Source organism: Caloramator sp. ALD01 (assembly GCF_000472625.1).
Taxonomy (GTDB): Bacteria; Bacillota; Clostridia; order Clostridiales; family Caloramatoraceae; genus Thermobrachium; species Thermobrachium proteoclasticum.
Genome location: NZ_AXAA01000033.1, coordinates 1 through 20697 on the forward strand (window position 1 = coordinate 1; position 20697 = coordinate 20697).

The following is a 20697-nucleotide window of genomic DNA, read 5'->3' on the forward strand; positions in this document are numbered from 1 at the left end:
AGTATGAGGCTTCTTTTTCATTTCTAAATAAATTTCATAGCAAACATTATCAAGTACTTTTGTTATAATAACATCTTTAAAACCAAGTAAATTTTTGATACAATTATTAGTGTGCACTTGTAGGATGCCTCCTTTCAGGTAATATTTTTGTAGTTAATTTAATTTTACCAGGCATCTAAAACAGGTGCATATTTTTTTTGTAAAAAAATATGCTGGGGCTACGCCCCAACATTTATTATAGAACCTTTTATTTTTTGATGTAAAATATATATAAATACACTTGTAATTACACATATGAAGGATGTATAAGATGTACAGAATTAAACAGTTCCTTTGGGCTATATTTGCAAAACTAACCGATGAAGATAAAAAATTTATAGATTTCTATTTAAATGATAATGAGAAGGTGCTTTTTAATAAACTTAAGGAATCAGAAAAGGTTCATTCCGTAAAAGTTGCAAGGGAAGTATTACAAAAATCATTAGAGAAAGATTTATATGATATAAGTTTAGTAAAAGCAGCTCTTTTACACGATATAGGAAAAATAGATAGTGGATTAAACGTTATAAATAAGTCTGTAATAACAATATTAAATAAAATTTCTCCAGGTATCTTAAAAAAGCTCTATAGAATTAAACCAGTTTATTCATACTATAATCATCCTGAGATTGCAATAACTTATCTTGATAATTGTGACGATTATATAAAATTTTTAATAAAAAATCATCATAATTATGAAATAGACGATAAAAAGTTAAAAATACTTCAAGAAGTTGATTGCAAACATTAATATTAATATAATATTAATTGCAATAGTTATAATTTTTTGACATACCCTAATAATAAACAAGGGAGGATATATTATGGACTACCGAATTTTAATTGTTGATGATGAAGAAAATCTTGTAAAAGGGATAAAATATAATCTGGAACTTGATAATTACAGCGTTGATGTTTCATATGATGGAGAAGATGCATTAAGAAAAATTAGTGAAAATATTTATAATCTAATAATTCTTGATATAATGCTTCCTAAGGTTGATGGTTTAACATTGCTTAAGAAAATAAGGGAGAGATCCTCTGTTCCAGTAATAATGCTAACAGCAAAGGGCGAAGATGAAGATAAGGTTCTTGGCTTTGAATACGGGGCAGACGATTATTTAACAAAGCCATTTAATATATTAGAGCTACGTGCAAGAATAAAGGCATTACTTAGAAGAACCTATGACATAGTAGCAAATAAAGGAGATATAATAAAATCTGGAGATATAATGATTGACGTTCCTTCAAGAAAAGTTAATATAGCAGGTAAACCAGTTGACTTAACTTCAAAGGAATTTGATATTCTATTCTTACTTGTTACAAATCCAGGGAAAATATATAGCAGAGATACTTTACTTGAAATAATTTGGGGTTATGATTACTATGGAGACTCAAGAACAGTTGATGTACATATAAGACGATTGAGAGAAAAAATAGAAAAGGATCCTAGTAACCCACAATATGTATTAACTAAGTGGGGAGTTGGTTACTATTATAAAGGATGATTTAATAAAAAATTCTGTTAAACTGAAATTGTCATTATCCTATGTAGCAATACTAACAGTATGTTTACTTTTAGTAAATATATTTGTTTTCTTGGCAATTAGAAAGGAATATATTACTGAAAGAAAAGGGAATATATATCTATATCAGAGAACAATTGCTGATTTGGCTTATGAGGCGGATTTAAATAAAACGCCTCTTTTTGACATTGCAGTAGAAACTATATCTAATCAATCCAACTCAAGGATATTAGTGATAGATGATAAATACATCGTAAAGGCAGATTCTAAAAATGAGCTTATTGGGAAATATTATCAAAATAGAGAGGTTAAAAGGGCCTTTTCAGGAATAAAAACGTCTAAATTAAGGGGATTTTTAAAAAACAGCTATCTAAGTGTTGCAACTCCAATATTAATTGGAGATAAAGTAAAGGGAGTAGTTTTGTTTTTAACCCCTATAGATGATATATACAATAAGATTATAGTTATAGAAAAGAGATTGTTTACAATTTCTCTATTTATACTTGCTATAGTTACATTAATAGGTTATTTTATATCCACCTATGCTACAAAACCAATATATAGTGTTATTGATGCAATAGAGAATATGGCAGAAGGAAATCTAAAACAGAGGGTTGAAGTTATAGGGAATGATGAGATTGCAAGGCTATGTATGGCCTTTAATGAAATGAATGAGAAAATAACTACAATAGACAGTGAGCGTAGACAATTCGTTGCAGATGCATCTCACGAACTTAAATCCCCTCTTGCCAGCATAAATGTACTTGTGGAATCTTTAATATCAAGTGAATTAGCAAATAAAGATATGGCAATGGAGTTTCTTCAGGATATCCATTCTGAGATAGACAGATTAAGTAATATAGTAAATAATCTTTTGGAACTTACTAAATTGGAAGGAAGTTTTGGAGTTAAGGTTGAAAAGTTTGATTTAAATGATGTATGCCTTCAGGTTGTAAAAAGGGTAGGATATATTGCAAAAACTAAAAATGTAGAAATATTTTATGATGGTCAGAGTGTAGAAATTGAGGCAAATAGAGATAATATATTTAGGGCATTGTATAACGTAGTAGAAAATGCGGTAAAATATTCCTTTGAATATGGTAGAGTTGACTTTTGGGTTGAAAAGGACAGCAGAGGAGCAATAATACATATAAAGGATCACGGAGTTGGAATACCAGAGGATGACATACCTAAGATATTCGAAAGATTTTATAGAGTAGATAAAACAAGGGATAGAAAAACTGGTGGAAGTGGACTTGGGCTTTCAATTGTTAATGAAATTATTAAAAAGCATAATGGAACGATAGAAGTAAAAAGTAGGGTGGGGGAAGGAACAGAATTTATAATATCAATTCCTTATGAATTTAAGGGATAGGAGTGTTTTATATGAAAAAATATTTTATATTCCTTCTTCTCACACTTTCATTTTTTATCTATGGATGCAGGCAAAGGGAAGTACAGACATACGATGTTAGGATAGTTATATATGAAATAGGTGAGGACAATTATTTAAAACCTGTGGAGGCTGTAACAAAGTTTAAGGGTTCCCTTGAGGAGACTTGTACAAACTATATAATAGACCACCTAAAAAAGGGAGGGTTTATAGACAACAAGATAAAACTTAAATCAATAAAAAAAGAATCAGGAATAGTGTATATTAGATTAAATCGTGAAATCGGAGATATGTATAAGGATAGCAACTTAGCACTGTATTCAATAGTAAATACAATAACAGAAGTTCCTATGGTGGAAAAGGTAGTTATTCGAACAAACAAAGGAGAATATACCTATAACAGAAATAGAAGTGTTTTAAAAAGAGATAAGAATTTAAATCCTTCACAGGTATTAAAAAAGCAGATGGATTTTGAAAAAGAAGGAGATTTCTTTTCTGCATATCTTTTGATGTCAGATGAGGCATCTAATAATTTTAGAAAAAGCTATGATGACTACTACAAAGAAATGATGGAGGTATACAGTTTAGGTTTTACAAATCAAGAGTTTAGAGTTGGTGAATACAATATAGAAGGGAACATAGCTAAAGTAAAGGTTACATTTTTTGCACCTGAGGGTGATGTAAATTTACAATTTAAATGTGTAAACATAGATGGAGTATGGATGGTTGATTGGTTAACCTCACAAACAAATTTATAGGAGGAGAATATGAGAGGAGAAGAAAGAAGAGAAGCAATACTTAGCTATTTAAAAAGAGCCTCCTTACCTGTAAAGGGAGGAGAGCTCTCTAAACTATATAACGTAAGTAGACAAGTTATTGTACAGGATATAGCTCTCTTAAGAGCAGAAGGACACGATATAATAGCAACACCACAGGGTTATGTTTTAATGGTTAACAACAATCAATTTATTAAGAAAATTATAGCTGTAAAACACAATGAAAATCAAATAGAAGATGAGCTTAGAACTATAGTCTCATTAGGTGGAAGGGTTTTAGATGTAACTATTGAACACAAGATATATGGTGAAATAACAGGAAAACTAATGCTAAGGTCTATATATGATGTAGAAATGTTTGTTAAGAAGCTTAGGGAGAGCAATGCAAAACCGTTATCTAACTTAACAGAGGGTGTTCATATTCATACAATAGAGGCAGATAGCGAAAAAGATATGGAGAGAATAACAAAGGCTCTAAAGGAAAAAAGGATTTCTAATTGAATAATATTTACAAATAAACTAAAATTGTGTTAAAATTCTATTGATTAATGTGAAAGGTGGGGGAAAAATGGATAATAGAGTAACAAAATTAGCACAGGTTCTTTTAAAGTATTCATTGAATTTAAAGGCAGGAGATAAACTTTTAATACAGGGTGGGCAAGCAACTATACCTTTAATAAAGGAAGTATATAGAGAAGCTGTAAAAATGGGTGTTTATCCTCAAGTTGATTTAGGAATCGAAGAATTAACAGAGATTATGTTAAAGAACGGAAATGATGAGCAGATAATGTACATACCAGAGTCAGCAAAGACAGCCTTTGAAACAGTTGATGCGATATTAACTATATGGGGCGAGAAAAATACAAGAATGCTAACAAATATTGATGCATCAAAGATGAAACTAAGATCAAGAGGAAGAAGACAACTAATTGATATATTTGAAAGAAGAATGGCAAATAAAGAGTTAAAATGGTGCGGAACACAATTTCCAACTCAAGCAGATGCACAGGAAGCAAGTATGTCACTTGAGGAATATGAAGATTTTGTTTATGGTGCAGGATATATAGATTTAGAAAATCCTATTGAAAAGTGGCAGGAAGTAAGAGAACAACAAGAAAGAATATGTAGAATACTTGATACTAAAAAGGAAATAAGAATAGTATCAAAGGATACTGATATAAGGATGAGTGTTGAAGGTAGAAAATGGATAAACTGCTGTGGTAATGAAAACTTCCCAGATGGAGAAGTCTTTACAAGCCCAATAGAGGACAGTGTTGAGGGATATATAAGATTTTCATTCCCAGGAATATACGCAGGTCGTGAAATTGAAGATATAAGACTTAAATTTGAAAAGGGTAAGGTTGTTGAAGCAACAGCAGCAAAGGGAGAAGAACTACTACTTGAACTTTTAGATACAGATGAAGGAGCAAAATTCTTAGGAGAAGTTGCTGTTGGAACAAACTATGGAATAAAGAAGTTTACAAAGAATATGCTGTTTGACGAAAAGATTGGTGGAACTGTTCATCTTGCAATAGGTAGAGGATTTCCAGAGGCAGGTTCTAAAAATTCGTCCGCAATTCATTGGGATATGCTCTGTGATATGAGAGATGGCGGAGAGATATATGCAGATGGAGAACTAATTTATAAGGATGGAAAATTTATTATATAAAAATATGACCCATGCGGATGCATGGGTCATATCATATAATATCATCTGTTTCAATATCTGCTATTTTATCTAATGTTTTTATCTTTTTTATAAGTTGGGATTTATTTATTAATCCCTTTTCAATAAGAAGCTCAATTAACCCAACAACCATAAGAGTATTTTTATAATCTACTTCCTTTAAATCTGCTATTTGACTTAAAATATCTATTTCACTCATCTTAACCCCTCCCCATTATAATTATTGCCAAGTTTACTTTTTTTAAACAGGGGGGATAAAAATGAAATTAGATATGTTTATGTGTATTATATTTCTTGCTATAATGTCTTCTTTGGGGTTTGTATGTTTTGATATATTAAAACTAATAATATTTGTATATTTACTTTTTGTAGGGGTTAGGGGATTAAGATATAAGTTAAATATCAGAATAAAAAAGAGTAAAGTATTTTGTACCGCCTTTGTACTTTTGTTTTTTATGACCTTTTTAACTGGGTTTACCTATAAAAATCCTAAAAAACCAATACCGGTTTTAACCTATCATAGGGTTAATGATGAGGTTTATGATGCAAAGGTTCCAACTGTATCAGTAAAACAATTTGAAAAGCAGATGAAGTACTTAAAAAAGAGAGGATATCAAACAATCACAGAAAAGGAATTACTTGATTATTACAGTGGTAGAAAAATTAAACTACCTAAAAAACCAATATTAATAACTTTTGATGATGGATGGAGAGATAATTACGAAAATGCCTATCCAATACTAAAAAAATACGGTTTTACTGCGACAATATTTTTGGCAACGGGTAAAATAGGAGAGGATGAATATCTAACTTGGGATATGGTTAAGGAAATGTATTTAAATGGTATAGCCTTTGGAGGACACACAAGGAATCATATTAATCTATCTAAGGTGTATTTAGATACAGCAGAGAAGGAAATTAAATGGAGCTTTGAAGATATAGAAAAAAATTTAGGAGTAAAGCCTCTTTCTTTTTGCTATCCATATGGAGGAGGAGATTTAAATAAATCTATTCAACATATAGTTAAAAAGTCAGGTTTTCAAATAGCCTTTGCAAGTTACAACTATGGTATAAATATGGGGAATGTAAATATAATGGCGGTAAGAAGAATACTAATGCCCAGGTTTAATAAACTTCACAAGCTTGAAATGTTTCTTTTATTATGGTAATAATAAATTGATGTTGTAATTTTTTGAAATGGTGTTATAATATATATTAAAATAAACTGATGACGGGAAATAGTAAATAAGTTTAAAGTTTAAGAGAGCTGACGGTTGGTGCGAGTCAGTACTTTATCTTATTGAATCCATCCCTGAGGGTTTGCGATGAGCAAAACGGTAACCTCCGTTAAAGGTTTTAAGGTGGGCTTTTAGCCAATTAGGGTGGCAACGCGGAAGGTATGACCTTTCGTCCCTTTATAGGGATGAAGGGTCTTTATTTTTGTAAAAAATTTAAGTAGATTAATATAGAAAAGGAGGATTTAAAATGTTAGACCTAAAAAGAATAAGAGCTGAACACGAGGCTATAAAAGAAGCAATGAAGATTAGGGGTGAGGCATTTGACCTTGAAATGATTGATAAGGTTGTTGAGCTTGATGAAAGAAGAAGAAGCATTCTATCTGAAGTTGAAGTTTTGAAGAACAAGAGAAATACAGATTCACAAGAAATAGCAAAGCTTAAAAAGGCAGGCCAAAATGCAGATGAACTATTAAAGGAAATGAAGGAACTATCAGATAAAATCAAGGAATATGACGCAGAACTTAGTAAGGTAGAAGAAGAAATAAACTATCTACTTCTAAGAATTCCAAATGTTCCACACAAGGATGTTCCAAAGGGAGAAACTGATGCAGACAACGTTGAAATTAGAAGATGGGGAGACGTAAGACAATTTGATTTTGAAGCAAAGGCTCATTGGGATATAGGAACAGAGCTTGATATATTAGATTTTGAAAGAGCAGGGAAGGTAACAGGAGCAAGATTTACCTTCTATAAGGGACTTGGTGCAAGACTTGAAAGAGCAGTAATAAACTTCTTCTTAGATACACATATAGATAAACACGGATATACAGAAATATTCCCTCCATTTATGGTAAACAGAAAGAGTATGACAGGAACAGGACAGCTTCCAAAGTTTGAAGAGGATGCATTTAAGGTAACAAATGATGATTATTTCTTAATTCCAACAGCAGAGGTTCCTGTAACTAATATGTATATGGATGAAATATTAGATGGAAGCAAATTACCAATAAAGCACGTTGCATACTCTGCTTGTTTCCGTTCAGAAGCTGGTTCAGCAGGACGTGACACAAGAGGATTAATAAGACAACATCAATTTAATAAAGTAGAGCTTGTTAAATTTGCAGATCCAGACAATTCATATGAAGAATTAGAAAAACTAACTCGTGATGCAGAGGAAGTATTACAACTTCTTGGATTACCATATAGAGTTGTTCTAATTTGTTCAGGTGACTTAGGATTTACTGCAGCAAAGAAATATGATATAGAAGTTTGGATGCCAAGTTACGGAAGATATGTTGAAATATCAAGCTGTTCAAACTTTGAAGATTTCCAAGCAAGACGTGCAAATATAAGATTCAAGAAGGATGCAAAGGATAAGCCAAGATATGTGCATACACTAAATGGTTCAGGTGTTGCAGTAGGAAGAACTGTTGCAGCAATACTTGAAAACTATCAACAAGAAGATGGTTCAGTTATCATACCAGAAGTATTAAGACCATATATGGGTGGAATAGAAAGAATAACAAAGTAATTATAAAAATAGGAGTAGCAACTAAAAGGGCTACTCCTATACATTTATGCTATATATTTATCATTGCATAAAATGAAAGGTGATTATATAATAAATATTGTCGATGGGCAATTAAGACAAAAACAAAAAATAAAATTAAAAAGATGTTGACAACAAAGTAAGTCGCTGATATAATAATAAATGTCCGATACGGAGAGGTGGTCGAGCTGGTTTAAGGCACCGGTCTTGAAAACCGGCGTAGGGGTGACTCTACCGTGGGTTCGAATCCCACCCTCTCCGCCATATAAAAACTATCAAGTAGGCAACATGGAGAAGTACTCAAGTTGGCCGAAGAGGCGCCCCTGCTAAGGGCGTAGGTCGGGAAACCGGCGCGAGGGTTCAAATCCCTCCTTCTCCGCCATAAAAGCCGCACAGGGTGCGGCTTTTATCCTTCAAAAAAAGAATATGCGTCCGTAGCTCAGTTGGATAGAGTAGCTGGCTACGAACCAGTTGGTCGGGGGTTCGAGTCCCTCCGGGCGCACCAACAAAAGCCTTGAAGAGCATATCTTCAAGGCTTTTGTTATTGGTGGTTAGGTAAAAAAGCAAGCTTTTGACAACAAAATGACAACATATAGATATAATTTATGAAACACTTTAATTCTTAGAGAACAAAAGTATATAAGCACCTTTTGTTCTCTTTTTATTTTAACATACCTTCTAATATAGGTTTGCTTGGCACAGAAACTTCAGAATTGCTTGGAATGATGTAAACTTGATCTCCAGAGGTTAAAAGAGGAAAAATAATTATGCTTCCTGTCCATAAACCTATTTCATCCGAAACAAGGGTAAGTGGGAAACCATATCCTCCAATGCCTGCAATCCCAACGAATCCATCATAACCATCATAGTTCCCTAATAGAGAAGGATTTGGAAGATTTACTCCTGTAATTACAAGAAGGTGCTGTCCATTTTGTTGTTTTTGAACCATAGCTGAGCCAAATGTATTTTGCATAGAAGGATTTATAGGTTTTAATAAATTACAAGATGGCAGTTTAAGTGGTACGGGTACACATAGAACATCTCCAGGGAAAATTATATTTGGATCTGGAATATGAGGGTTATTCCAAATAAGAAGATCTATTGGAACCCCTATATTTTGAGCTATCTTTGAAAAGGAATCCCCTGATTTTATAGTATATTTTTCATATCCTATAGGACAGCTCTCTGGTACTCTCCCAACACCAGGTGGAGGCTGTATAGGTACACACAGCACATCTCCTGGGGATAATTTATTCGGATCTTTTATATGGGGATTTTCTACTATTAAAAAACCAACAGTTACATTAAAACGTTTTGCAATTTTCTCAAGTGTATCCCCTTTAACAACAGTATATCTTTGAAAACCTATACGACATCTTTCAGGAATTTGTGCACGTGTTTTATTATCGATATCATTTTTCAAAGTATCATCCCTCTAATTATACTTATATAATTAGAATATGAAAAAATAATTATATTTGTGCTAAAGACAAAATCTACCTTTTTATTATAATTATAATTTTGTTCTATCCCAACAACAAAATTTAAAATAATAGTAGTAATTCCTAATATAAAAGTAGTAATCCAAATGTTTTTATGAATTTTTTAATTTTCAAGTTTTGTTAGTATTAAACAGAGTATAGCAATTGATAGATATAATGGAATAAGTGCAGGAATAAAAATATCTTTTAAAAAAAGCAATATTGCACCTAATAAACAAATTATTGAAAATATTATTTTTATGATTGTAATGAACTTTTTCACCTTTTCCTCTCAACTTAAAAATTATCTGTTAATGAATCAATATATTCTTTTGCATCTTTTAAATCTGCTCCAGTAGTTTTCATATATAAATATATTGCTTTACTTTCTCTATTTGCTAAAATTAATTCCTTAATTTTAGTATTTAGGTTGTTTAGTTCTTCTTCGGTTAAATTAGATTTGCTTTTAGTGTAAGTCTTAATAAAGTTGAATAAAAAGAGAATAAAATTAATACCCCAAATAATACTTAAAAATATCTTTTTAGTTATCATAAATAGAATGGTACATATAAAAGAACAAATTAACATAATTATATTAATTTTTTGAGACAACAAAATCACTCCTTTCATATATATCTATGCAAATTATACAATAAATGTATAAAAAAGTATATAAAAATAAATTTTTCAAGGTAATAAAAAATAAGTATAATTTATATATAAATATAGGGAGGGATTAATATGGATAGAGAAAAAATGCTTTTAGAACTTGAAGAGTATTATGAAGCAGCAGGATTTAAAGATATTTATATCAACAAATTAAAGGATATGACAGATGAAGAATTAACTGAGCTTTACATAAATATATTTAATAATGAAGATAAAGAAATTCCATTTTAATATGATGGGGGATGATTATCATTAAAAGGGTAAACTATAGGAAATTAAAAAGAGATTTGTTAGACTATGTTGGACCATCTGGAATATGGCCACTTATAGGAAGTGTTGATAGTGCAGATGAAGAAGAACTTTTAGAGATTGCAGAAGAACTTGGATATGATGTGTCAGATTATATTTTAGAGGATGAAGATTTTGATGAGGATGAGATAGAGTGGTGAAAAACAGCCTTACAAAAGGCTGTTTTTATGTTTATGTATATAAGTAAATATTATTATTTGATGTTGAAGTAACAAAAGGGATTAGAATAAGATAAATGCAATGTGTAACAGCCTTTTAAAATAAGTATCTTATAGAAAAATGAGCAAAATAAGGTAAAACATCTTGAGATGTGAAAAATGCTTGTTATATGAGTAAATGAAATAGATATACTAATTGCAATTAATATTAGGATGAATATTTAAAAAGGGAAAGATGATAAAATGTAGAATATATAAATTATGAAAAATACATATAGAAAGGAATTAAAGATGCCACAGTTTATATACAATGGAGAAGTATTTGAATATAAGATAATAAAAAAGAAGAAAAAGACAATAACAATTAAAATAACAAGAGAGGGGGAGGTAGTTGTAACCTCTCCTATATATGTAGATGATAGGTATATTTTAAATCTTGTTGAAGGTAAAGCAGAATGGATTGTACAAAAACTGAAGGAAATAGAAAGGATAAAAAAAGATACAGGAAGTATAGAATATAAAAATGGAAGTAGAATAGAATATCTTGGAACAAAACTTATCCTATGTATTTCTGAGGATAATGTGGATAAGTTAAAGATTTATAAGGAAGAGGATAAACTATATATTAAATTACCAAAGGCAAAAGAGAGTTTTTTCACAGAAGAAATGTTAAAAAAAGAGATTATAAAATGGTTAAAGGAAGAGTCTAAAGTAGTGCTTAAACAAAGGGTTGAGTTTTTTAGTCAAAAATATAACCTTGTTCCTAATAGAGTAGTGATAAAAGAGCAAAAAACAATATGGGGAAGCTGTTCGAGCAAGGGTAATATAAACCTTAATTGGAGGCTTATACTGGTTCCACTTGATGTGCTTGATTATGTTGTAGTACACGAACTTTGTCACCTTAAGCATCACAACCATTCTAAAAAGTTTTGGGACTTGGTTAAAGAAATTATGCCTGATTTTGAAAAGAAAAAGATGTGGCTTAAGGAGAATGGGGGGAGGCTTTTTAGTTATTAACCTGAAATCCATTAAAAATACTAAAGTTTAAATAAATCTAAACGGAATTGGATGAGTTATTAATATATAACTATTATATATAAAATGTAAGGTGTAATATTTAATATTTTTTTCTTATATACAAAAATAAATTTTGTAGCCGTTGCTACAGAATTTATTTTTTATTTATGCTATTTTCAAAATAATAAAAAAATTATAAGGGGGTTTGTTTATGATTAAACTTATCGGTATTTTAATTATCATCATTGGTTTTATTCTAAAATTAGACACTATTGCTGTAGTTGTCTTTGCAGGAATTATAACTGGACTTGTTGCAGGAATGTCATTTAATGAAATTATGAAGACTTTAGGTAGTGCCTTTGTTACAAATCGTTATATGTCAATATTTATAATTACTCTACCTGTAATAGGTTTATTAGAGCGATATGGATTGAGGGAGAGAGCAGCATATTTGATAAGCAAGATAAAGTCAGCTACAGTAGGAAGATTAACATCACTTTACTTAATAATTAGAACATTATCAGCTATGTTTGGATTAAGAATAGGTGGACACGTTCAATTCATTAGACCTTTAATACTTCCAATGGCACAGGGTGCAGGTGAAAGTCGTTATGGTGAAATGCAGGACGAAGATAAAGAAACAATAAAAGGTCTTGCAGGAGCTGTTGAAAACTATGGTAATTTCTTTGGACAAAACTTTTTTGTTGCATCTGGTGGCGTACTCTTAGTAGTTGGAGTTATGAAGGAATTAGGTTACAAGATAGAAGCAATTGATGCAGCAAAGGCAGCATTACCTATTGCATTAATAATAATGGTAGTTGGTACTTTACAATTTTTATATTATGATAAGAAGTTCGATATGAAATATAGTTCAAAAATGAGAATAAAAAATGATATAACTAAAAATGTATAAATTGGGGGGATAAATATGTTAAAAGATACTTTAACTGAATTACTATATGTATTTTGTGGTATCATAGCATTTTATTCAGTTTATGTAACACTAAAGGATAAAAGCCATCCATCAAGAATTCCGACAGCATTATTTTGGGGTATTTTAGGAGTAATATTTTCATTTAGCAGAATAGGAATGTTGTGGGGAAATAAAAATATTAAAATTGACGATACAGTGATAGGATATTTGATAGTTTTACTTGCTGTTTTATCAGCTCTAAAATTAGTTAAGTATAATAAATTTAATGAATCAAGTAAAGAATTTAAGGCTGAAATGGCAAATAAAATTGGAAACAAGATTTTTATACCTGCCTTAGCTTTAGCAATAATAGCATTTATAGTTGCTCAATATTGGACAAAACAATTAGGCTCATTAGTTGCATTAGGTATTGCGGCATTAGTAGCACTCATAATGGCTATGGTTGTAACAAAAGGCAGCACTAAAGAAGTGGCAGAGGATTCAAGAAGATTATTAGAACTTGTTGGACCAGTTAGTATGTTACCACAAATATTAGCAGCTCTTGGATCAGTGTTTACAGCAGCTGGAGTTGGAACTGTAATTGCAGATGGTATTAAAGGATTTGTACCACAAGGAAATATTTTAGTTGGAGTTATAGCATATTGTGTAGGAATGGCTTTATTTACAATGATAATGGGAAATGCTTTTGCAGCTTTTGCAGTTATAACTGCTGGTATAGGTGTACCTTTCGTAATTGCTCAAGGTGCAAATCCAGTTATTGCTTCAATGTTAGGACTTACAGCGGGATATTGTGGAACATTAATGACACCAATGGCAGCAAACTTCAATATTGTGCCAACAGCAATTCTCGAGATTAAAGATAAAAAGTATGGTGTTATTAAATATCAAGTACCGGTTGCAATTACTATGCTAATAATTCATATTATATTAATGTATGTATGGGCATTTTAATATTAATTTCGATATGAGGTGATTATATGAAAGTTCTTATTACAGGATTTGAACCTTTTGGAGGAGATGTCATTAACCCATCTTATGAAGCAGTTAAGATGTTAGAAGATAACATTGATGGTGCTGAAGTAATAAAAGCAGCTATTCCTGTAGTTTTTAAAAAATCAATTATTGAACTGGAAAAACTTATTGAACTACATCAACCAGATATAGTGATATGTGTTGGGCAGGCAGGAGGAAGATATGATATAAGTATCGAAAGAGTTGCTATAAATGTAGATGATGCAAGGATACCAGATAATGAGGGGAATAAACCTATTGATGAAAAAATATTTGAGGACGGAGAAAATGCTTATTTTTCAAATCTTCCTATAAAAGCAATGGTTGAAGAAATAAGGAGAGCCAATATACCTGCATCTATTTCAAATACAGCTGGAACCTATGTGTGTAACCACATAATGTATGGTCTAATGTATATAATAAATAAAAAATATCCTCATATAAGAGGAGGATTTATACACGTTCCATTTTTGCCAGAACAGGTTATAACAAGAGCTAACACACCTTATATGAATTTAGATATGATTTCTAAGGCATTAATGTTAGCTATAAAGGCTGCCATAAATAATAAAGATGATAAAAAGAATTCTGAGGGGACAATATGTTAGTTCAATACTCATATAAAAAATCTACTTTTATATTGAGACTTAGTAATTTATAATAACACAAAAAACCTCAGTACTTGGTATTCCACCAAATACTGAGGTTTTATCATACCCTAAACTTCCCTACAAGTTCATTCATATTTTGGCTCATATTGTTTAGAAGTTGAACAGATTCTGCAAGTGTCTCTGAGGATCTGCTCATTTCTTGAGTTGAAGCTGCAATTTCTTCAGAAGATGCTGAAACTTCTTCAGCGACAGCTGAGGCAGATTCAATCTTATTTATTATACTGTCCTTACTCTTGTTTAATTCCTCGATTGAATTAGTTGTTGTAACTATCTTAGGTGCTATTTCATCAACAGAAGTTGTAATTGATTTAAATGACTGTAGTGCAGTATATATCTTATCCATTTGATTTTCAAGTTCTTTCTTCATTACATCGGTTGTATTAACCATAGCATTTGTTTCATTATATACATCATAAACAAGGCTTGCAATATTTGAAGAGGAGTTTTTACTCTGTTCAGCAAGCTTTCTTATTTCATCTGCAACAACAGAGAAACCACGACCTGCCTCTCCAGCACGAGCAGCTTCGATAGCAGCATTTAAGGCAAGTAGGTTAGTCTGTTCAGCTATGTTGTTTATTAAAGTTGTAATTTCATTTATCTTTGAAACATTAGCCCCAACTTCCTGTATCTTTTCAGTTAGTTTATTAAAGGATTCATTTACGCTTTCAATAGATTGAATAGCATATTCCATATCGCTGTTACTACTATCTGCCATTTGTTTTACATTGTTTGTGCTAACATATACATCCTTTATTAATTCTACAATTCCTTCAAGTTGAGTACTAAACTCAAAGATTATATTAGTAATATCTGATAAATCTTGAGCTTGGTTTATTGTACCCTGTGCAACATCATTTGTTGCAGATTCAATATTTTGGCTTGAGGCGTGTAGTTCTTCAGATATAGATGATAAATAATCAGTTTGCTTACCTATGCTGTCTGCACTCATCTTAATATCCTTAACAATGTTAAGAAGTGTATTTCTCATATGTTCAATTGATTTTGCTATTTTACCTATTTCATCAGCTCTTTCTAAAAGAACGCTTGGAGTTTCTTCAGTTAAGTTTCCTTGTGAAATTACCTCAAGCTTTTCAACAGCAGTTTCTATTGGTTTAGTAATTGATTTTGCAAGAAGCATAACAAGGAAAGAACCAAGTATTATAAATGCAACTGTTGTTAATGCTATTCCTACTTGAAGTGTTGTAAGTTCCTTTAATATTTCCTTCTTTTCAATCATAATACCAACAGACCAATTTGTTGATTTTATTGGGGCGTATCCTACATATTTACGAACACCTTGATATATATACTCTCCAGCCCCTTTTTCTCCAGCTATCATCTTTTTAAATATATCTGCAAGTTCTTTAAGGCTCTTATCTTGTTTTGCTTTTTCAATGGCATTAAATTTATCAAGTACAAGTTGTCTATTGTTGTGAGCAATTATATTACCTGTTCTATCAATAATAAATGCTTGTCCGGACTTTCCAAACTTTATATCATTTGAATAATTACTTATCTCATTTCCATCTCTTGCGGCACTAATACAGCCTATAACTTGTCCCTTATCATTTTTTACAGGAACAGTATATAAAACAAGTATACTTCCATCAACTTTACTAATTATAGGGTCTGATATGTTGCTTATTCCCTTCATTGCCTTTTCAAAACTTTCTTGTCCAGCAATGCTGAAGGAATTACCATCTGTATCGGTTAAGTTTCCCTTTGCGTCGACATAGCTCACACCAATGTAATTGTATTGAACCTTAGCCTTTGCAAGTATATTTAGTTTTTCATTTAGTGGTATTGTTTCGTCAGTAAATGTTTTATCACTTGCAATTGTTTCAAGTGATATTAGGTTTGCTTTAATTGCATTTTCCACAGATTCAGCAGCCTGCTGTGCAACCTCAGGAAGAGTCATATTTACTGTTTTAATTAGTGAATTTTTTGATACAAACATTGAAACCAATGAAACACCAATAGATATTGTTACAATAAGTGCTGTAGATGTAAGTAGTAGTTTTTGCTTTAAACTTTTGAAATTTAATTTCTTCAAATACGTTCCCTCCTTAAATAGTGTGCAAACGATATTTTAGCATAAAAATTTTAAATAAACTATATTTTTTATTAAATTTATGTTAAGTAAATTTAAGGAAATGAATTTAAAAAAACAACATTCAACAGTAGGTTTATTTTTTCATATTATAAAACTGAAGTAGTTTTTTGAGGTAGAGGTATGAAAAATTTTATATGTCCTTTTGTATCTATTGAAGAATTTGAAAGATACAAAAATCAATTTAGAGTCTTTACAAGGGATGATGATAAAAAGGTATTTAATGCACAGATAATAGATTTTAAAAAGGGAGATGTCAATGGAGATGGTATAAAGGACAATGTATTTTTAATGGGCAATAAACCCTATGGAGATGAAAGTCCCTTTGTAGACAACATTACTTTAATTATCCAATGCGGAAAAACTCAGAGGTTTACAAGGGTTAGGTTAGAAAACGATGCAGGGTACAACCCAACTCTTTTTCTTGGCAATTTTACTAAGGATAAGGTAGAAGAGATATTGATTACAATAGATACAGGGGGAAGTGGAGGAACAATATACAGCTATGTTTATTCATTTTTAAATAGTGATTTAAAGAAGATGTTTGATTCAGATAGGTTTAATGATGAATACGAGTACAGTGTAATGTACAGGGATAATTATAGGGTAGATGTTATTAGCAAAACTTTAGGTTATAAGTACACATTAGATATACAGTATAAGGGGAGAGAATATTTATCTGAAATATACGATAAGAATGGTAAGTTAAAGGAGCCGATTGAGGGTTTTGTAAGACCACTTGGAGGACTTTACCCTATTGATTTTGAAAGAGATGGTATTTTAGAGCTTTACGCAGCTCAAGGGGTATCAGGAAGGTATGGGGCAGATGGATTGGGCTTTATTGAGACAGTGTTGAAGTGGGATGGAAAAGCATTTAAAGTTGATAGGCAATATGTGGCGATATTTGGGCAAGAATATTGAAGTTAGTTATATTTTTGTAATTTATGTTGAACTTAAGGTATTTCCGAAGTAAAATATATTAATGAAGAAATGACCTTGAGCTTTTCAAGGTCTTATTTACTTTTGAGGTGAAGTTAAATATATAACAAAGGAAAAGGAGATGAAAAAATGAATTTAGTCCAAATTATTTCTTTAATAGTATTTGTAGCAACATTTGCTCTAATAGTTAGTGAAAAAATAAATAGGACAGTTGCTGCGATGTTAGGTGCAATGATATTGCTTGTAATTAAAATAATTACACAGGAAAATGCAGTTGAATTTATTGATTATACAACCGTTGGGGTATTGGTTGGGATGATGATTATTGTATCTATTATTAAAAGGACAGGGTTATTTGAATATCTTGCTATAAAAATGGCAAAACTTTCAAAGGGCGATCCGATGAAGATAATAATTGTGTTTGGCATTATGACTGCAGTATTATCTGCATTTTTAGATAATGTTACGACAATATTATTAATGATACCTGTAACTCTTGTAATATCAAGGCTTTTAAAAATAAATCCAATTCCATTCATAATGGTTGAAGTATTATCATCAAATATTGGTGGTACAGCAACTTTAATAGGTGACCCACCAAATATTATGATAGGTTCTGAAGCAGGAATTGGCTTTTTAGATTTTATAGTTAATTTAGCTCCTGTGATATTAGTTATATTAATTGCAACTGTTTATACTATGAGGTTTATTTATAAAAATGAATTAAAGGTGGAACAAAATTTAAAAATTGAAATTATGAAATTAGATGAGTTTAGTGCCATAACAGATAAATTATTATTGATTAAGAGCTTATTTGTGCTTGGATTAGTTATTTTAGGATTTTTTATGCACGAACAATTAGGATATGAATCTTCAATTGTTGCTTTAGCTGGTGCAACATTACTGCTATTAATTAGTGGTGTCGAACTTGATGAAATCTTAGTTGAAATAGAGTGGCCAACTATATTCTTCTTTATAGCTTTATTTACAATAGTAGGAACTTTAGAAGAAGTTGGTGTTATTTCAATTATGGCTAAAGCAATAGTAGGTTTAACGAAAGGTAATTTATTATTAACCGGACTAATTATACTATGGGCATCAGCTATTTTATCAGCCTTCTTGGATAATATTCCTTTTGTTGCAACTATGATACCTCTTATAAAGGGAATGGGAGCAATGTCTGGTATGAATATAATGCCTCTTTGGTGGGCATTATCACTTGGTGCTTGCTTAGGAGGAAATGGAACACTAATTGGGGCTTCCGCAAATGTAGTGACTGCTGGTATAATGGAGAAGGAAGGATATAAAATTACTTTTAAGGATTTCTTAAAGATAGGTTTTCCTATGATGTTATTATCAATAGTTATATCTACAATATATCTTGTCTTATTTAAGTTACAATAGAATGGGGGTTAGGGTATGAAGGAGATTAATGTAAAAGAAACAATGCACGAAATGATATTAAAACAAATGGGAGGAAAGGTTACTTGTTTTTTAGGTAAACAATGTTTTGTAAAATTTGATGTAGAAGGATATGAGATAAGCTATGCATACAATATAAATGCAAAGAACAAGTATTTTCTGCAAAGGGTAAAGCCATATCCAATGATTGCTGGTGTTTTTGATGATATTAAGGACGTTGTAAATATGATTGAAATAGACCTTGAACAATTTAAAAATGTTATTAGTAGTGGTAAATTTGAAAAGTTTTTAGAGTTAAACAAAAAGATTTTAGATACAGCAAGAAATTTAGAAGATTTATTTTTCTATTACATTGTGGATCAAAAAATGTTTGAACAAATGGATAAGATAATTGAGGAAGTAAGGGAAAATATAAAAGATAATGCAAAGGAAGATAGGAGAGTTTACTTCAAAAAAGATCCAGAGACATTGTAAAAATGGAGAGCATATGCTCTCCATTTATTTATCTTGAAAATCTTCTATTATTATTCATTCTTTCAGACTTTCTTGCTCTTCTACAATCTGGGCATCTTTGTGGTTCGTTTTCAAATCCCTTTTCTTTGTAGAAATTTTGTTCTCCTTCTGTGAAAATAAAATTCTTTCCACAATCTTTACATACTAAATTCTTATCCATTACCTATTCCTCCTAAGGAAAATATATTTTTTATTCAAAGAGTTCAAGATACTTTCCTTAGAGGAAATTATATTGACTTTTGAATATACATTAACTATAACACACTATTTAATATAACACAAGCATTATTTAATTATTTATAAAATATTTTTAAATTTGTACACCTCAAAAGAACTAAATGTTATAATCTATTGCATAGAATATTTAAAAAAAGGTTTGGGAGATGGAAAGATGGATTTAAAAACTACATTAAAAAGAATTTTTTTTATAGCATTAGGATGTTTAATATCAGCGGTAGGAATTAATGCCTTTATTATTCCCCACAAACTTTTAAGTGGTGGAGTATCAGGTATAGCAATATTACTACAATATATAACAAAGGTTCCGTCTGGAGTTTTTGTACTTCTTCTTAATATTCCAATTTTTCTTTATGGCAAAAAGGAAGTAGACAAGGAGTTTGCAGTATTAAGTATTATAGGAGTGGCATTTTTATCTTTATTCTTAACTCTAACAAAAGGAATAAGAGAATATATACACATTAATGATATTTTGTTATCCTGTATTTATGGAGGGGTATTAAATGGACTTGGTGTAGGAATTGCACTTAAAAACAAAGGTTCAATGGGAGGCACAGATATAATTGCTGTTGCCACAAAGAAAAGATTAGGTATAAATATATCAACTCTTTCCTTTGGAATAAATATATTTGTGGTTATGCTTGGAAGTTTATTAAGCTCAATTCAAACTGCTCTCTACACTTTAATATCTATGTATGTTTCATCAAAGATACTTGATAAAACATTAAAGGGAATAAACAATGAAAAAATGCTTTTGATAGTAACAGACAGAGTAAAAGAGGTTTCAGATTATATAATAAACGATATCCACAGAGGTATAACATATCTTTATGGAGAGGGTGCATATACAAACAATGAAAAAAAGGTTATATACTGCATAGTAACCTTAAATCAGCTTGAAAAGGTAAAGGCAAAAATACTTGAAATAGACAACAGAGCCTTTATAACAATCTTAGATGCAGCAGAAGTAAGGGGTAAAGGCTTTAAAGTGCCACCAAGAGCTCCGAAAAAATGATAC

The 20697-nt window shown here is 30.9% G+C and carries 23 protein-coding genes, 3 tRNA genes and 1 other annotated feature; of the genes, 21 read left to right on the top strand and 5 right to left on the bottom strand.

What is annotated here, in order from left to right:
• Positions 1-310: 310 nt before the first annotated feature.
• From A3M9_RS0110430 to A3M9_RS0110455, 6 genes are all read left to right on the top strand, one after another.
• Positions 311-790, top strand: a complete 480-nt coding sequence (locus A3M9_RS0110430; RefSeq protein ID WP_051350704.1) for a hypothetical protein — start codon at positions 311-313, stop codon at positions 788-790.
• 73 nt (positions 791-863) lie between these two features.
• Positions 864-1547 (top strand): response regulator transcription factor, encoded by a 684-nt coding sequence (locus tag A3M9_RS0110435; RefSeq protein ID WP_027309176.1) that lies wholly within the window; start codon positions 864-866, stop codon positions 1545-1547.
• The gene (locus tag A3M9_RS0110440) at positions 1525-2940 is read left to right on the top strand and encodes a cell wall metabolism sensor histidine kinase WalK (RefSeq protein ID WP_027309177.1); all 1416 of its coding nucleotides are present in this window, start codon (positions 1525-1527) and stop codon (positions 2938-2940) included. The genes A3M9_RS0110435 and A3M9_RS0110440 overlap by 23 nt, the downstream gene beginning before the upstream one ends.
• 11 nt (positions 2941-2951) lie before the next feature.
• Positions 2952-3716 (top strand): GerMN domain-containing protein, encoded by a 765-nt coding sequence (locus tag A3M9_RS0110445; RefSeq protein WP_027309178.1) that lies wholly within the window; start codon positions 2952-2954, stop codon positions 3714-3716.
• Between the two features lie 9 nt (positions 3717-3725).
• Positions 3726-4235 carry a transcription repressor NadR gene (locus A3M9_RS13735; protein WP_051350705.1) on the top strand — a complete coding sequence of 170 codons (510 nt, stop codon included), beginning with the start codon at positions 3726-3728 and terminating at the stop codon, positions 4233-4235.
• A 67-nt stretch (positions 4236-4302) separates the two neighbouring features.
• Positions 4303-5403 carry an aminopeptidase gene (locus A3M9_RS0110455; protein ID WP_027309179.1) on the top strand — a complete coding sequence of 367 codons (1101 nt, stop codon included), beginning with the start codon at positions 4303-4305 and terminating at the stop codon, positions 5401-5403.
• 31 nt (positions 5404-5434) lie between these two features.
• Here A3M9_RS0110455 and A3M9_RS0110460 read toward each other — a convergent pair whose 3' ends face one another.
• Positions 5435-5620, bottom strand: coding sequence for a hypothetical protein (locus tag A3M9_RS0110460; protein ID WP_027309180.1), 186 nt, complete (start codon positions 5618-5620; stop codon positions 5435-5437).
• A gap of 61 nt (positions 5621-5681) precedes the next feature.
• Here A3M9_RS0110460 and A3M9_RS13740 point away from each other — a divergent pair, with 61 nt between their 5' ends.
• The 5 genes from A3M9_RS13740 (at position 5682) to A3M9_RS0110485 (ending at position 8713) form a co-directional block, all read left to right on the top strand.
• Complete coding sequence (locus A3M9_RS13740) at positions 5682-6590, top strand: polysaccharide deacetylase family protein (protein ID WP_051350706.1); 909 nt, start codon at positions 5682-5684, stop codon at positions 6588-6590.
• Between the two features lie 50 nt (positions 6591-6640).
• Positions 6641-6839 (top strand) — a binding site (T-box leader).
• A 67-nt stretch (positions 6840-6906) separates the two neighbouring features.
• On the top strand, positions 6907-8190 hold the full coding sequence (serS, locus tag A3M9_RS0110470) for a serine--tRNA ligase (protein ID WP_027309181.1): 1284 nt from the start codon (positions 6907-6909) through the stop codon (positions 8188-8190).
• 191 nt (positions 8191-8381) lie between these two features.
• Positions 8382-8472, top strand: a tRNA-Ser gene (locus A3M9_RS0110475).
• Positions 8473-8498: 26 nt separating this feature from the next.
• Positions 8499-8590 (top strand) — tRNA-Ser (locus tag A3M9_RS0110480).
• 46 nt (positions 8591-8636) lie between these two features.
• Positions 8637-8713: transfer RNA gene (locus tag A3M9_RS0110485), tRNA-Arg, on the top strand.
• Between the two features lie 156 nt (positions 8714-8869).
• Here the strand turns inward: A3M9_RS0110485 and A3M9_RS14275 are convergent.
• Positions 8870-9631: a LysM peptidoglycan-binding domain-containing protein gene (locus A3M9_RS14275; protein WP_051350707.1), complete on the bottom strand. Its 762-nt coding sequence runs from the start codon at positions 9629-9631 to the stop codon at positions 8870-8872.
• Between the two features lie 355 nt (positions 9632-9986).
• Positions 9987-10301 carry a hypothetical protein gene (locus tag A3M9_RS0110500; protein WP_051350708.1) on the bottom strand — a complete coding sequence of 105 codons (315 nt, stop codon included), beginning with the start codon at positions 10299-10301 and terminating at the stop codon, positions 9987-9989.
• A 129-nt stretch (positions 10302-10430) separates the two neighbouring features.
• Here A3M9_RS0110500 and A3M9_RS14675 point away from each other — a divergent pair, with 129 nt between their 5' ends.
• From A3M9_RS14675 to pcp, 6 genes are all read left to right on the top strand, one after another.
• Positions 10431-10589, top strand: coding sequence for a hypothetical protein (locus tag A3M9_RS14675; protein ID WP_156897900.1), 159 nt, complete (start codon positions 10431-10433; stop codon positions 10587-10589).
• Between the two features lie 11 nt (positions 10590-10600).
• Positions 10601-10807, top strand: a complete 207-nt coding sequence (locus tag A3M9_RS0110510; protein WP_027309183.1) for a hypothetical protein — start codon at positions 10601-10603, stop codon at positions 10805-10807.
• A 279-nt stretch (positions 10808-11086) separates the two neighbouring features.
• On the top strand, positions 11087-11842 hold the full coding sequence (locus A3M9_RS0110515) for a M48 family metallopeptidase (RefSeq protein ID WP_051350709.1): 756 nt from the start codon (positions 11087-11089) through the stop codon (positions 11840-11842).
• A 214-nt stretch (positions 11843-12056) separates the two neighbouring features.
• Positions 12057-12755, top strand: coding sequence for a DUF969 domain-containing protein (locus A3M9_RS0110520; RefSeq protein WP_370882857.1), 699 nt, complete (start codon positions 12057-12059; stop codon positions 12753-12755).
• 15 nt (positions 12756-12770) lie between these two features.
• Positions 12771-13727, top strand: a complete 957-nt coding sequence (locus A3M9_RS0110525; protein WP_027309186.1) for a DUF979 domain-containing protein — start codon at positions 12771-12773, stop codon at positions 13725-13727.
• A gap of 26 nt (positions 13728-13753) precedes the next feature.
• Positions 13754-14395 carry a pyroglutamyl-peptidase I gene (gene pcp / locus A3M9_RS0110530; RefSeq protein ID WP_027309187.1) on the top strand — a complete coding sequence of 214 codons (642 nt, stop codon included), beginning with the start codon at positions 13754-13756 and terminating at the stop codon, positions 14393-14395.
• 103 nt (positions 14396-14498) lie between these two features.
• Here the strand turns inward: pcp and A3M9_RS0110535 are convergent, their stop codons facing one another.
• On the bottom strand, positions 14499-16511 hold the full coding sequence (locus A3M9_RS0110535) for a methyl-accepting chemotaxis protein (protein WP_027309188.1): 2013 nt from the start codon (positions 16509-16511) through the stop codon (positions 14499-14501).
• Positions 16512-16691: 180 nt separating this feature from the next.
• On the opposite strand from A3M9_RS0110535, the gene A3M9_RS13750 reads away from it, so the two are divergent.
• The 3 genes from A3M9_RS13750 (at position 16692) to A3M9_RS0110550 (ending at position 19403) form a co-directional block, all read left to right on the top strand.
• Complete coding sequence (locus A3M9_RS13750) at positions 16692-17489, top strand: VCBS repeat-containing protein (protein WP_242826203.1); 798 nt, start codon at positions 16692-16694, stop codon at positions 17487-17489.
• 147 nt (positions 17490-17636) lie between these two features.
• Positions 17637-18911, top strand: coding sequence for an ArsB/NhaD family transporter (locus A3M9_RS0110545; protein WP_027309189.1), 1275 nt, complete (start codon positions 17637-17639; stop codon positions 18909-18911).
• 15 nt (positions 18912-18926) lie between these two features.
• On the top strand, positions 18927-19403 hold the full coding sequence (locus A3M9_RS0110550) for a hypothetical protein (RefSeq protein ID WP_027309190.1): 477 nt from the start codon (positions 18927-18929) through the stop codon (positions 19401-19403).
• A 28-nt stretch (positions 19404-19431) separates the two neighbouring features.
• On the opposite strand, the gene A3M9_RS0110555 is transcribed toward A3M9_RS0110550, so the two are convergent.
• A complete protein-coding gene (locus tag A3M9_RS0110555) occupies positions 19432-19602 on the bottom strand; it encodes a zinc-ribbon domain-containing protein (RefSeq protein ID WP_027309191.1) in 171 nt (56 codons plus the stop codon).
• Positions 19603-19833: 231 nt separating this feature from the next.
• Here A3M9_RS0110555 and A3M9_RS0110560 point away from each other — a divergent pair, with 231 nt between their 5' ends.
• The gene (locus A3M9_RS0110560; protein WP_027309192.1) at positions 19834-20694 is read left to right on the top strand and encodes a YitT family protein; all 861 of its coding nucleotides are present in this window, start codon (positions 19834-19836) and stop codon (positions 20692-20694) included.
• Positions 20695-20697 lie beyond the last annotated feature (3 nt).